Origin of the sequence: Geothrix oryzae (genome assembly GCF_030295385.1) — a bacterium.
GTDB lineage: Bacteria > Acidobacteriota > Holophagae > Holophagales > Holophagaceae > Geothrix > Geothrix oryzae.
This window is the reverse complement of the sequence record NZ_AP027079.1, coordinates 58,225-71,442: the sequence shown is the minus strand read 5'-3', so window position 1 is coordinate 71,442 and position 13,218 is coordinate 58,225. Positions and strand designations below refer to the sequence as shown.

Sequence of the window (13,218 nt, the reverse complement as noted above, 5' to 3'; positions counted from 1 at the left end):
CCCATGCGACGCCCCGCCGCTTTTCTGATCCCCGCCGCGGTGGCTCTGATCTGCCTTCCCTTCGCCACCTCCTGCCGGCCCAAACCCCGGGTGCCGGGCTGGGTGCAGGCCGCCCCGGCCGACAGCCTCGCGGCCTTCTCCGGCGAGGCCGGCTGGGTGCTGACCCACAAGGATGTCCAGTCCCTGATCTCCCGGGATCCCATGGTGGAACGGGCCCTGGACCTCTTCCTCCAGAAGGCCCGCATCAATCCCCGCAACGAAACCGGGCGGGTGACCTTCCATGTCATCGGCATGCCGCAAAAGGGCGAAGACAACCTCCAGAAGGGCCTGGAGCATGTCCTCATCCAGCTCAACCAGTTCAAGGACCCCACCGCCCTGGTCTCGGCCCTGGCCGAATCCTTCCCCCAGGAGGGCAGCCTGCGCCTGCAGGGCCGGGACTGGCCCCTCCATGTGATCCTCGACATTGAAACCCAGGGGACGAAGGCCCACATCCGCGCCGCCAGCGACGAGCAGGGCCAGGTCTGGATCGGCTCCCTCGAGGCCCTCAACCGCATGGCCACGCGGGGCAGCCTGGCCGCCCTGCCCGATGCGGCTCTTGCCGCCGAGTGGATCAGCGCCCGCGCCCCCTTCCAGGGCTACCTCCAGCCGGAGACCCTGCTGGGCGGGTTGCGCCAGAACCTGGAGAGCACCTTCATCAAGGATCTGCCCCAGGGGGTCAACGCCCTCTTCTGGAGCATCACGCCGGCCACCGAGAAGGACCAGCCCATCCGCTTCGAGCTGGCCCTGGCCGGCACGCCCGAGGGCATCAACCAGGTCACGCCCTGGCTCCAGCGCCTGGTCGCCGCCGCCAACGCGGTCCAGGCCACGCCGGGCTCCACCCCCGAGCTTCTCCAGGAGAAGCGCCGGGTGGGCCTGCGGTGCACCCTCACGCCTGACCAGCTCAAGCTGGTGATGGAAAAGCTCGGCCAGCCGGGCTTCTCCTTCCGCCTCCCGACCGGAGGCCCCAAGGCATGAGCGTGGCGGCATGAGCGTGGTCCTGCCCCTGTCCCAGGGTCCCGGCGGCGAACCCGCCGGGCCGGAGGCGGAGTCCCCCGAATACTGGATGGCCCAGCTCAAGGCCGGACGCGAGGAGGCCCTGGCCCACCTCATGGCCCGCTTCGAGCGGCCGCTCTGCGCCTTCCTGCACCGTCGCCTCCAAGGTGAAGCCGGGGTCGTCCAGGAGCTGGCCCAGGAGGTTTTCCTCAAATGCCTCCAGCATTGCCAACGGTTTGAGGACGGTCGCCCGGTGGCCGCCTGGCTTTTTACGCTGGCGGCTAATGCGGCGACGGACCATCTGCGTAGACGAGGGCGAGAGGTATCCCCTCCCGAGACCTTTGACGCACCGGACCCCCACCAGGCTTCACCCTGGGAATCCGTGGACCAAAGCCGACGGCTCCAGGCCCTTCGCGGGGCTCTGGACGGACTCACCCCCCGCCAGCGGGCCATGGTTCTCGCCTACTACGTGCATGAACATCCGGTGAAGCGGATCGCCCTGGATCTGGGCTGCGCCGAAGGCACCGTCAAAGCCACGCTCTTCCAAAGTCTCCAGAAGCTCCGCAAGACCCTCGGACCCCAGCCATGACCCCCGCCCCCGACTCCAACCGCCCCGACCCCCGCCTCCAAGACGAGGCCCGGTGCTTCGAGATCCTCGACCAGCCCGAGCTCTGGCCCGAGGACCCCGCGCGGCAGGCCGAGCTGGCCGACCTGCTGGAGCTCCACCTGGCCCTCCGGAGCCACGGCCCCGCCCTGGCGGCGGACCTGGCCCCCGCCCAGCGCACCCGCTGGACCGGCTCCTGGACCCTGGCCGCCGCCGCCGTCCTCCTGGTGGCCCTGATTCCCGCCGTCGCCACCCTCCAGCGCACCCGGAGCCTGCAGGCCCTGGCCCGCGACACCGCGCGCCTCGAGCAGCTGGCCCAGAAGCGCACCCAGGACCGCGCCTGGATCGCTTTCTTCCAACAGAGCACCACCCTGCTCCAGGACTTTGAGCAGAATCCCACCCTATGCAAGAAGGGCGAGGAGGACCGCCGCCAGGAGCGCGAGATGGCCGTGGCCCTCCTGGAAGCCAGCCATCAGCTCGCCGCCCAGGGCGCCCCCCTCAAGGAGGCCGAGGCCATCCGCGCCACGCTGCATACCTGGCTCTCCGAAGTGGCCTTCGAGGACAACTGCCTCAGCGTCGAGCGCGCCAAGGAACTCCGCCAGTGGGCCGCCGCCCACAACCTGGAGACCCAGGCCGAACGCATGGAACGCCGCCTGAGGGGAGAGGACGCATGATCCTGCCCCTCCTGTTGGCCCTGCCGGCCCTGGTGGCTCCGGCGGCGCCGGAACCCCTCGCCCTGGTGGCGATGGAAAGCCCCGCCGACGCCCTCTTCCGCGCGGGCCGGGACCTCCGCTACGCCCAGCGCTGGTATGAAGCCTCCCTGGTCTACCGCGCGCTGATCCGCGACTTCCCCGCCTCCTCCCGCGCCGCCGACGCCCGCTACTGGCTGGCCTCCAGCCTGGAGCAGGACCAGCGCTGGGACGAGGCCGCCGAGGCCTACACCGAGTTCCTGACCAAGCACGCCGACCAGCGCCTCCTGGGCAAGGAAGCCCGGCTGAACCGCGTGCGCTGCTGGGGCATCCGCCAATGGGACAGCCCGGCCGCCACCACGGGCCTGGCCAACGCCCTGTCCGACGACCGCGAAGAAGTCCGCATCGCCGCAGCCCTCCAGCTCGCCAAGCGCCGGGACACCCGTGCCCTGCCGGTGCTCCAGGCCGGCCTTCGGGTGGACGCCTCGTCCGAAGCCTGCCGCCTGGCCCTCCTCGCCATGGGCGTCCAACCCCAGGCCACCGGACCCGCCCAGGGGCGCTTCCTCGTGGTGCGGGTGAAGGAGCGCGCCAAGGCCGAGGCCCTCACCGTGCGCCTGGCCCTGGGCCTCGCCCGGGCCGTGGGCGGCTACCTCTCGGATGAGCAGATGCGCCAGGCGAAGAAGAAGGGGGTGGACCTGGAGCGCCTCATGGACCAGGCCCTCAATGCCCCGAAGGGCACCGAGCTCTTCAGCCTCGATGACGGCAAGAGCACCGTGACGGTGACGGTCGAATAGCCCGCCCTGCGGCCGGGCCGGACAGAGCGGCTAAGCTGGTCACTGACCATGTCGCGCATTCTCCGCTTCTTCCGGGACCACCTCCGCCCCCACGCCCCCCTCATTGCGGGGGCCTCGCTGCTCCTGCTCCTGGCGGGGCTCTGCCAGGGCGCTCTCATCGCTTCCATCAAGTTCGTCTTCGACGATGGCAAGGCCCACGCCCTGCAAGCCGCCCAGCCGGGCCTCTTCGGGCAGCTGGAACACCTGCGCGCCTGGGCCATGGCCCGCCTCCCGGAGGCCTCGGCCCTGCGGAGCGGCGGCCTGCTGGTGCCCCTCGTGCTCGTGTCGCTCTTCGCCCTGAAGGGCCTCTTCACCTACAGCGGCACCCTGCTGATGGTGCGCAGCGGCATCCTCGCCACCCAGGCCCTGCGCGAGCGCCTGTTCGCCCACCTGCTGATCCAGGAGCCCGCCTTCTTCCAGAAGCACCCGGTCGGCGAGCTGCTGACCCGCAGCATCAGCGATGTGGGCGCCGTCCAGGGCATCGCCAGCAACCAGCTGGCGGAGGCCGTCCGCGAAATCTGCGTGGCCCTCACCATGCTGGCCACGGTCCTCTACATGGACTGGAAGCTGAGCCTCACCCTCTTCCTCGCCGGTCCCCTGGTGGTCCTGCCCGTGAAACGGCTCAGCCAGCGCATCCGCAAGGTGAACCACCGGAACCAGGAGGCCTCCAGCCGCCTGCTCCAGCGCCTCAAGGAAGTCTTCAGCAACATCCGGGTTGTGCAGGCCTTCGCCCGGGAGTCCTACGAGGTCCAACGGTTCCGGATCCAGAACCTCGAGCTGTTCCGCCTGGGCATGAAGAGCGCCCGCGCCTCGGCCCTCTCCACGCCGATCATGGAGCTGGTGGGCGGGTTCCTGCTGGCCTTCCTCGCCGCCTACGCCTCGGGGCGCTTCAAGGCCGGCACCCTCACCACCGAGAACTTCCTCACCTACATCCTGGCCATCTACGCCCTCTACGACCCCCTGCGGCGGCTCACCAAGCTCAACAACGAGATGCAGGTCGCCTCCGCCAGCCTGGATCGCGTCTACAGCATGCTCGACCGGATGCCCGAGCTCCCTGTGAGCCCGAATCCGAAGCCCATGCCCGCCCATCCCGACCTGCTGCGCTTCGAGGGCGTCGAATTCGCGTACGACGACAAGCACCCGGTGCTCCGCGGCATCGACCTGGAGATCCACTCCGGCGAGACCGTGGCCCTGGTGGGCGGCAGCGGCGGCGGCAAGACCACCCTGGTGAACCTCGTGCCCCGCTTCTTCGATCCCACCGCGGGGTGCATCACCCTCGACGGCATCGACCTGCGCGACTTCGACCCCCGCGACCTGCGGAAGGCCATCGGCATCGTCACCCAGGAGACCCTGCTCTTCATGGACACGGTGCACGACAACATCGCCTACGGACTGCATGCCAGCCGCGAGGCCGTCATCGAGGCCGCGAAGAAGGCCCATGCCCACGATTTCGTCGCGGCCCTGCCCAAGGGCTACGACACGCCCCTGGCCGAGACGGGTTCCAGCCTGAGCGGCGGGCAGCGCCAGCGCCTCGCCATCGCCCGGGCCCTGCTGCACGATCCCCCCATCCTCATCCTGGACGAGGCCACCAGCGCCCTCGACACCGAGAGCGAACGCGCCGTGCAGGCCGCCCTCGAAACCCTCATGCAGAACCGCACCACCCTGGTGATCGCCCACCGCCTGAGCACCATCCAGCGCGCCACCCGCATCTGCGCCCTGAAGCGGGGCCAGATCGTCGAACAGGGCACCCACGACGAGCTTCTCGCCCGCCACGGCGAGTACGCGCGCCTGCACAAGCTGCAGTTCGCGGAGGCATGATCTCCCTCCCATGAAGCGATCCGACTTCCATTTCGACCTGCCGCCGGACCTCATCGCGCAGCACCCCGCGCCGGACCGCGACGGCGCCCGCCTGCTGGTGGTGGATGCGCGGACCGGAACCTGGTCCCATCGCGCCATCCGCGACCTGCCCGAGCTCGTTCCCCCGCAGAGCCTCTGCGTGCCGAACGATGTGCGGGTCCGCCACGCGCGGCTATTCCTGAAGCGCTCGGGCGGGGGCGCGGGCGAGGCCCTGCTGCTCCGCAGCCTGGGCCAGGGTCGGTTCGAGGCCATGGTGAAACCAGGAGCCCGCCTGAAACCCGGCGCCTCGGCCACCGTGGTGGACCCGACCTCCGGCGCGGCCCTGGCCCGGCTCGACATCCTCGACACCCTGCCGGAGGGTCTGCGGACCGTGCGGGTCCACGCCGAGCACGACCTGGATTGGGATGAGATCGACCGCATCGGCCGCCTGCCCCTCCCGCCCTACATCGAGCACCTGGCCGATGGCGAGGACGAGACCCGCTACCAGACCGTGTTCGCCGCCCCGGAAGGCGAGGCGGTGGCCGCCCCCACGGCGGGCCTACACTTCACCCCGGAGCTCATCGCCACGCTCCAGACCCGGGGCTGCGGCTGGCATCCCGTGCGGCTCCATGTGGGCCTCGGCACCTTCCGCCCCATGACCGCCGAGCGCCTGGAGGATCACGCCATGCACGAGGAGCGCTTCGAGATTCCCGCCGCCACGGCGGCCATCCTTGAACCCGTGCTCCGCGACCGCTCCCGCCCCGTCCTCTGCGTGGGCACCACCTCGCTGCGCACCCTCGAAGGAGCCTGGGACGGCGCGCGGCTCACGCGAGAAGGCGCCACCCGCCTCTTCATCACGCCGGGCCACCGGCTCCGCACCGCGGACCACCTGCTGACCAACTTCCACCTGCCGGAGAGCACCCTGTTCGTGCTGGTGTCGGCCCTGCTGGGCGTCGACCTCGCCCGCGCCGCCTACGCCGAGGCCGTGCGCGAGCGCTACCGGTTCTTCAGCTACGGCGACGCCATGCTGATCCTGAACGCCCGCCGCTCCGGCTGATCAGGGGGGAGGAGCAGAAGCGCGGCTAGGCCGCGATTCTGCTCGGGGGTCCCGGGGGTGTGCGCGCAGCGCGGGACCCCCGGACAGCTACAGGTAATCCACGAACTGGTGGATCACGGGAATGCGGTGCTTCTTGCCCTTGGTGGCCTGCAGGATGCTCGTAACGGACATGCCCAAGCACCAGAGCAGCCACAGGGGCAGGAAGAAGCGCACCGAGACCGGTCCGAAGATGGGGAACAGCCCCATGATGACCATGGCCAGGGTCACGGCACATTCCGCGAAGGCCAGGATGACGCCCTGTCGAGCGTGCCAGAGCAGCTCGGAGTCCTCCCGGTTGCGCATGTAGGGCAGGAAGGCCCAGGGCCCGGCGTAGCACAGGATCAGGTCTCGCAGGCGCTCCCCCACATAGAGGGGAGTCTGGGTATCCAGGGGCACGGCAACCTCCGAATCGAGGATAGCGCAAGGCCATTCCATCCATGGATCCCGTCTCCATCCACCCTTCGGTCTAGGGGAAATTACCTGTTTGGACCTTGACCGTGCTCCGGGCCCGTCCATCCTGGATCCACACCTTCCCGGAGCCCCATGCGCCAGACCTTCCCCCTGGTCGCCCTCGTCCTGTTGGCCGCTTGCGGCGGGGGAGGTGGGGGAGGCACCCCGGTGGTCGCGGCGCCGGTCCCCACGCCCACCACCTGCCCCATTTCCGTGGCCAAGCCCAACCCCTCCTTCGCGGGCGACCTGGTTCCGGCCCTGCAGAGCAGCTGCGGGGCGGCCGCCACCAGCTGCCACGGCGGCGCCTCCCCCACGGGCCACGCGACCTTTTCCGGCACCGCGGCTGAGGTCTACGCCCAGCTGGTCAATGTCGTTCCCGCCAGCGCCCCCGCAGGCTGGCTCCGCGTGAAACCCGGCGATCCCGCCCATTCCTGGATCCTGGAGAAGGTCACCAAGGACCAGCCGGGGGGATCCGGATATGGCACGCGCATGCCCCAGGGGGCGCCCAACCTCTGTCAGCCCACCGTGGACACGCTCTCGGCCTGGATCAGCGCCGGGGCCCCCAACAACTAGGATCCCATGGCCGACCTCACCCCCGTTTCCAGCTGGACCCCCGCGGATGTCCAGCACTTTGCCCGGCGCGCGGGCTTCGGCCTGAGCCCCGAGGAAGCCTCCCTCCTCCAGCTTCAAGCTCCCGGGACCGCCATCGACGCCTGGATCGATGGTTCCGGCGCCGCCTACGATCCCGCGGCCTTCAACGCCGCCCTGGGCACCGCCGATGTGGTGGCCGAACCCCTCGTGGCCGCCAACACCTCGACCGCCGGAAGCGTGGATGTGCCGGCCGTGCCCGCTCCCCACGCCTTCCTCGTGGAAGGGCCGGATGCCTGGCGGAACAGCCTCAACACCGCTCAGGCCCTCTGCCTCTGGCGCATGCAGTTTAATCCCTACGCCTTCCAGGAGCGCATGGCGCTCTTCTGGCACAACCTCTTCGCCACGGGCTTCCACAAGGTCAACAACGCGGCCCTGATGCTCAAGCAGATCCAGCTGTTCCGCAGCCTCGGCCTGGGCCGGTTCGACGACCTGCTCGTTGCCGTCAGCAAGGATCCGGCCATGGGCATTTGGCTGGATTCCGTGCTCAACAACGCCTCGGGATCGAACATCCCCAACGAGAACTACGCCCGGGAGGTCCTGGAGCTCTACAGCCTGGGCGCGGACAACGGCTACAACCAGACCGACATCACGCAGCTCGCCCGGGCCCTCAGCGGCTGGAGCTTCACCTTCGCCGAGGCCGACTACATCGCGAACCCCGCCAACCCCACCCAGAAGACCGCGGCGGACGGCCGCTTCAAGGTCTACGACGGCTCGGCCATCACCCCGGATACGCGTCTCTGGAGCGGGACGGCCCGGACCGCCTCCTATTCCATGCACGGCACGGGCACCATCAGCCTCTTCGGCCAGACCCTCGACATCACCACCACAGCCAACGGCTGGGCCAAGGGCGAGAACGCCCTGCGCAGCATCCTTTCGGCCAGGGGTGTCAACTGCGCGCAGTTCCTGGCCAAGCGGCTGCTTCTCCACTTCGTCACCCCGGCCTACTCGGCCCAGGACCTCAGCGATGTGGCCGCCATGATCCAGGCGGCGAACTTCGATCTCCGCGCCGTCATGAAGACTCTCCTGAAGTCCCGGTACTTCTTCGATCCGGCCAACCAGTACGCCCTCATCGAAGGCCCCATCTCGTGGCTCGTGCGAGGAGCCAGGGCCCTCTGCCCCTCTCTGGCCGTCGGCGGGGCCCAGGCCCCGAAGGCCTTCCCGGCCTGGCGCCTCCTCACCAACAACGCCACCACCCTCGATCAGGCCGGCATGAAGCTCCTCGATCCCAGCGGCCCCAACGGCTGGAAGGAGCATGCCGCCTGGCTCAACAGCAACACCATGCGCTATCGGACCAAACTCGCCGCCGCCCTGGCCCTGGGCGAAGCCCGAAGCTACAACGGCACCTCGTACCCGCTATTCCCCGCGGCGGTCACCACGGGTTGGTTCCCCACGGCCCCCACCAGCGCCCAGGGCGTCCTCGATCGCCTCCTGGCGCTGCTGCAGCCGGGCCCCATCCCCGCGTCGGTCTCCGCCGCCTGGCTGTCGGCGCTGTGGCCCACGGCCTTCACCTGGGATGCGACCTCACAGACGAAGGCGCGGGAACTCGCCTTCCTCATCCTCTGCTCGCCCTCGGGCCAGCTCTATTGACGGGGGCGCCATGACCACGCGACGCGAGTTCATCCAGACCCTCGGCGCCACCGGAGCCGCGTTGGCCGGTCTCAGCGCCTGCGGAGGCGGGGGGAAGGGCAGCGGGGGCGGAGGCACCTCCGGCCAGCCGCCCACCCCCCTCCCGGCGGCGCCCATCCTCGTCGTCGTGAACATCGACGGCGGCTACGACTGGCTGAATGTCATGCCGCCCAACGCCGGGGCCAATCTCAGCGTGTACCAGGCGAAGCGGGCGACCCTGGGCATCACCGATCCGGCCCTGCTCACGGATCTCGGCAGCGGCGCAGCCCTCAACAAGGACCTCACGGGCCTGGATCAGCTGCACGGCCTGGGGCGGGTGGCCTGGATCCCCGGCATCGGCATGCCGAATCCGAATCTCTCGCATTTCACCTCCATCGACCTCTGGGGCCAGGGCGCCGCCGTGCCCGCGGGGACGGGCTGGCTGGGCCGATTCGCGGATGCGGCCTTCAACCCCGCGGGCGATGTGCTCCGGGGGCTCACGGTGACCTCGGATCTGCCCGTGATGCTGAAGGGCAGCACCCGGAGCTTCGTCTCCATCACCGGCGCCGGGGGCTATGTGTTCCCCGCCTACCTCCTGAGCGGGAGCGCGGTGCCGGATGCCGCCACCCTGGAAGCGGGCTGGGGCGCGGCGCTCAACGCCCCCTCCCCGGACGCCGCCACTCAGGCCGCGGCCCAGGCCGGAAAGCTCTTCTTCGATGCCCAGAACAACACCGCCTTCGGCGCGGGGGGATCCCTCACGGCCCGCACGCCCTCCGTGCCCTACCCCGGCGATGCAGCCTATCCCGTCACCCGGCTCAATGGCGCCGCGCTTTCCAGCAGCCTCAGCGGCCAATTCAAGCTCATCGCGCAGATGATCGCGGCCGGGCTGCCAGCCCAGGTCTATTTCTCCCGCCTGGGAGGCTGGGACACGCACAGCAACCAGGCCGTGGACCACCCGAACCTCCAGCGCACCCTGGGCGGCTCCATCAAGGCCTTCTATGACGACCTGGCCAGCATCACCACCCCCTCCGGCAATGCCCAGGACCGGGTGATGATCCTCGCCTACAGCGAGTTCGGGCGGCGGGTCCAGGAGAACAACGGGGGCACGGACCACGGCACGGCCGGCCTCTCCTTCTGCGTGGGCAAGGCCGTGAAGGGCGGCCTCTACGGCGCCTACCCCGACCTCTCGAACCTCGATGCCAACGGGAACATGAAGTTCACCACCGACTTCCGCAGCCTCTACGCGACGGTGCTGGACCGCTGGCTGGGCCAGGTGACGGCCGCCACCGACGGCCTCCTCGGCACCAGCTATCCCCGGCTCGGCTTCCTCTGATCCAGCAACCTAGCGCCCCCGGAGCGCCACCAGCAGGGCCATCAGCAGCACGATCACGGCATAGGTCTGCTTCAGCTTCACGCCCTGGATGCGCGTGGCCACCCGGGCGCCGCCCAGGGCCCCCACGGCGAAGCCCACGGCCACGCCGGCGATCACGCCCCAGGGGAGACCGCCCTGGGCCTTGGCGTAGACATAGACGCCGGGCAGGCCGATGGGCGGCAGCAGCATCACCAGGCTGGTGAGCTGGGCCTCGTGCTGGGTCATGCGGAACCGCGAGGCCAGCAGGGGGATCACCACCACAGCCCCACCCAGCCCCGTGAGCCCCGACACCACGCCCGCCAGGAGGCCGATGGGCACGCCCGCGCTCCACAGGCCCGTGGACAGGTCCAGGGGTTCCAGGGTGCGGTCCACCGGAGCGGGTTCGTGGCGGAAGAAAGTCTTGAAGGCCAGCAGCACAAGAAAGGCCGCATACCCCCATCGCAGCGGCTCCGAGGGAATGCGGTTGGCCACCAGGGAACCGCCGTAGATGCCGAAGAGGAAGGCCAACACCAGCACGCCCACCAGGCGCAGGCTGGTGTGGATGCCCCGACTTCGGTACTGGAGCACCGCCGGCAGGCCCGTGGGCAGCAGCATGGCGGCCAGGGTGGCGCCCTGGGCCCGGTGCTGGTCCAGGTGCAGGACAAGGCCCAGCAGCGGCACCATCACGATGCCGCCCCCCACGCCGAAGAGGCCCGACAGCAGGCCGCCGCAGAGGCCCGTACCGAGGCCCGCCAGGAGGTGGCCGGGTGCGAAGGTCATGGGGCCCCCAGGGCATGGGCCTCGAAAAAGGCCCAGATCAGGTGGGCGGCGGAGAGGTCGGCCACCGGCCGGTCCGCTCCGGGGGCGTAGGTCCGTCCCCCGGGCCAAGCATGGCCCATGCCCGCCACGGTCCAGAGGCCCACTTCGCAGTCGGCGCCGGACCACAGGTCCAGGTGGTGGGGCTCCAGCCCCTCCCGCACCGGCCCCGACCCACATCCCATGAGCGCCGCCCACCGCGCCAGGGCCTCGGGGGCCGGCTGGGCCGGGAGCCGGCGCCCCTGGGGGCCCACCCCGCCGAGGTAGGGAATGTGCCGATCGTCGATGCCGTGGAAGGCCAGGGTGGGTACGGGACGCGCCGGAGCCTCGCCCCAGACCGGCGCCCCGGCCACGGCCGCGATGGCGGCGACCCAGGGGGCGGCAAGGGCCATCCGGTAGGCCATGCGCGCCCCGTTGGAAAAGCCCGCCACGAAGAGACGCCGGGCGTCCACGGGGGCGTGGCGGCCCACCCGGTCCACCACCGCGCCCAGGAACGCCACATCATCCACCTCGGGATGCAGAGGGTGCCCCAGGCCGGGCCCCGCGTTCCAGGCCGCGCCCCGGGCCGGATCCTCCGTGCCGGCCTCGCCCAGAGCCTGGGGATAGGCCACCCGGAAACCCCGTTCGTCCGCCAGGCGGCTCAAACCCGAGAGCAGGGCCATGAGACGGCCGGTGCCGCCCGTGCCGTGCAGCGCCAACACCAGGGGCAACTCGCGGCCCTCGGCCCCGGGCGGATCGTGGATCAGGATCCGCCGGGCCTCGCCTTCCCAATCCAGCTTCAGGTAGTGGCCCTGGCCGTGCTGCACCTGTCCCCCTCCCGGGATTCTGACCTTCCGTGTGTTCCAATGGAAGGCGGGAGGCCTTCGTGCAGGTCCAGCTCAGCGACGATGTGGTACTCGATAGCCGGCGCGCCGTATGGCTGCCCCGGCAGAAGACGCTGGTGATCTCAGACCTCTTCTTCGGCCTGGGGGCGGCCCGCCGCCGCCGCCCGGATCCTCTGCCCGCCACGCCCCACCTGGAGATCTGGGAGCGGCTCTTCAGCCTCATCGACGATCACGATCCGGCCCAGATCGCCCTCCTGGGGGACCTGAAGCCCGCCCAGGGCGCGGTGGAGGGTGACGAGGCCGAGGAACTCCGCACCATCTTCCGCAAGCTCAAGGGCGGGGGGCGCCAGGTGGTGCAGATCGTGGGCCATCCCGAGCGCAGCAGCGGCCCCGCCCTGGAAGGAACGGGCATCCAACCCGTGGAGCAGCACCGGGTGGGCCCCTTCACCCTCATGCACCGCCGCCGCATCTTCGTCTATCCCCGCCACGATGCCTCCCAGGGCTTCTGGATCAATGGCGGCGTCCACCCCCTCTTCGCCGTGCCGGGCCCCGGGCCCGCGGGCGAACCGGACTGGATGCGCCTGCCGGCCTTCCTCTACACGGGCTTCGCCCTGGTGATGCCGCCCTTCGTGAGCTACGCCCAAGGCTTCGAGGTCATCCAGGCCGAGCGCCTGCCCCGCCAGGCCCGGGCCTGGAAGCTGCTGGCCGACCGCCTGAGCCCCCTGGACCTGACGGAGCTGCCCCCGGCGCCCGAATCCTTGCGCACCCTCACCCGCCCGCCCCGCAAGGGCCGGGAGGCCACCAAGGGCGGCGAGTAGGCGGTCGCTACTTCTTTTTCGCCTTGGGCACCGGCGCGCCGCCCCGGAGGCTCCGGCCGTCATCCAGCACCAGGTCCCAGCCCAGGCGGTCGCCCTTCTTCAGGCCGAGGCGCTTCAAGGTGCCGGCGGCGAACTCGATGAAATGGCGGGCGGGCACATTGCCGCCATAGGTGGGGCAGTCGTCCCCGCGCATGGGGCTGCAGGGCGGCACATGCTCGGCGGTCTCCACCACCCGGCCCTCGGCATCCACCCAGGCCACATCCAGGGCGATGAGGCAGTTCTTCATCCAGATGGCGTGGCTGCCGTCCTCACTGTAGACAAAGAACATGCAGCGATCCTTGGCCAGGCTCTGCCGGTACATCAGCCCCTTGGCCTTCTCCGGCTCCGTGGCGGCCACTTCGGCCAGAAAGGCCGTCTGCTTGAAGGCCACGGTGCCCCCGCCCCCCGCCAGCAACGGAAGGGACAGCAGGGCGGCGTACAGCATGCGCATGTCGACTCCTTGAAACCCATTATCAATGAAGTGCCGGAAGCAACGCGGGGGTTCGGTCGTTCATGATACCTCGCAAGGTGTGGCACCATGATCGAGGATGCCCGGAGCGCTCCGCTTCGCGCC

General features: G+C 70.2%; 14 protein-coding genes. 10 read left to right on the top strand and 4 right to left on the bottom strand.

Annotation, left to right across the window (positions count from 1 at the left end):
- The first annotated feature begins 3 nt into the window (after positions 1-3).
- Genes QUD34_RS00325 through queA form a run of 6 tightly spaced genes read left to right on the top strand, consistent with a single transcriptional unit; the run spans position 4 to position 6,051 of the window.
- A complete protein-coding gene (locus QUD34_RS00325) occupies positions 4-1,014 on the top strand; it encodes a hypothetical protein (protein WP_286354590.1) in 1,011 nt (336 codons plus the stop codon).
- Between the two features lie 10 nt (positions 1,015-1,024).
- Entirely contained in the window at positions 1,025-1,621 is a 597-nt protein-coding gene (locus QUD34_RS00320) for an RNA polymerase sigma factor (protein ID WP_286354589.1), read from the top strand.
- The gene (locus tag QUD34_RS00315; protein WP_286354588.1) at positions 1,618-2,310 is read left to right on the top strand and encodes a hypothetical protein; all 693 of its coding nucleotides are present in this window, start codon (positions 1,618-1,620) and stop codon (positions 2,308-2,310) included. The genes QUD34_RS00320 and QUD34_RS00315 overlap by 4 nt, the downstream gene beginning before the upstream one ends.
- A complete protein-coding gene (locus QUD34_RS00310) occupies positions 2,307-3,119 on the top strand; it encodes a tetratricopeptide repeat protein (RefSeq protein WP_286354587.1) in 813 nt (270 codons plus the stop codon). Before QUD34_RS00315 ends, QUD34_RS00310 begins: the two co-directional genes overlap by 4 nt.
- A gap of 48 nt (positions 3,120-3,167) precedes the next feature.
- Positions 3,168-4,976: an ABC transporter ATP-binding protein gene (locus QUD34_RS00305; RefSeq protein ID WP_286354586.1), complete on the top strand. Its 1,809-nt coding sequence runs from the start codon at positions 3,168-3,170 to the stop codon at positions 4,974-4,976.
- Between the two features lie 10 nt (positions 4,977-4,986).
- The gene (gene queA, locus QUD34_RS00300; protein ID WP_286354585.1) at positions 4,987-6,051 is read left to right on the top strand and encodes a tRNA preQ1(34) S-adenosylmethionine ribosyltransferase-isomerase QueA; all 1,065 of its coding nucleotides are present in this window, start codon (positions 4,987-4,989) and stop codon (positions 6,049-6,051) included.
- Between the two features lie 87 nt (positions 6,052-6,138).
- On the opposite strand, the gene QUD34_RS00295 is transcribed toward queA, so the two are convergent.
- Entirely contained in the window at positions 6,139-6,486 is a 348-nt protein-coding gene (locus tag QUD34_RS00295; RefSeq protein ID WP_286354584.1) for a hypothetical protein, read from the bottom strand.
- A 147-nt stretch (positions 6,487-6,633) separates the two neighbouring features.
- On the opposite strand from QUD34_RS00295, the gene QUD34_RS00290 reads away from it, so the two are divergent.
- From QUD34_RS00290 to QUD34_RS00280, 3 genes are read left to right on the top strand one after another with little or no spacing between them, the layout of a single operon-like run.
- Complete coding sequence (locus QUD34_RS00290) at positions 6,634-7,113, top strand: hypothetical protein (protein ID WP_286354583.1); 480 nt, start codon at positions 6,634-6,636, stop codon at positions 7,111-7,113.
- 6 nt (positions 7,114-7,119) lie between these two features.
- The gene (locus tag QUD34_RS00285; RefSeq protein ID WP_286354582.1) at positions 7,120-8,778 is read left to right on the top strand and encodes a DUF1800 family protein; all 1,659 of its coding nucleotides are present in this window, start codon (positions 7,120-7,122) and stop codon (positions 8,776-8,778) included.
- Positions 8,779-8,788: 10 nt separating this feature from the next.
- A complete protein-coding gene (locus QUD34_RS00280; RefSeq protein ID WP_286354581.1) occupies positions 8,789-10,129 on the top strand; it encodes a DUF1501 domain-containing protein in 1,341 nt (446 codons plus the stop codon).
- 9 nt (positions 10,130-10,138) lie between these two features.
- On the opposite strand, the gene QUD34_RS00275 is transcribed toward QUD34_RS00280, so the two are convergent.
- Entirely contained in the window at positions 10,139-10,927 is a 789-nt protein-coding gene (locus QUD34_RS00275; RefSeq protein ID WP_286354580.1) for a sulfite exporter TauE/SafE family protein, read from the bottom strand.
- Complete coding sequence (locus QUD34_RS00270; protein WP_286354579.1) at positions 10,924-11,769, bottom strand: CE1 family esterase; 846 nt, start codon at positions 11,767-11,769, stop codon at positions 10,924-10,926. Before QUD34_RS00270 ends, QUD34_RS00275 begins: the two co-directional genes overlap by 4 nt.
- A 59-nt stretch (positions 11,770-11,828) precedes the next feature.
- On the opposite strand from QUD34_RS00270, the gene QUD34_RS00265 reads away from it, so the two are divergent.
- Positions 11,829-12,605 (top strand): metallophosphoesterase family protein, encoded by a 777-nt coding sequence (locus QUD34_RS00265; protein WP_286354578.1) that lies wholly within the window; start codon positions 11,829-11,831, stop codon positions 12,603-12,605.
- A 7-nt stretch (positions 12,606-12,612) separates the two neighbouring features.
- Here the strand turns inward: QUD34_RS00265 and QUD34_RS00260 are convergent, their stop codons facing one another.
- Positions 12,613-13,095 carry a DUF192 domain-containing protein gene (locus QUD34_RS00260; protein ID WP_286354577.1) on the bottom strand — a complete coding sequence of 161 codons (483 nt, stop codon included), beginning with the start codon at positions 13,093-13,095 and terminating at the stop codon, positions 12,613-12,615.
- Between the last annotated feature and the right edge of the window lie 123 nt (positions 13,096-13,218).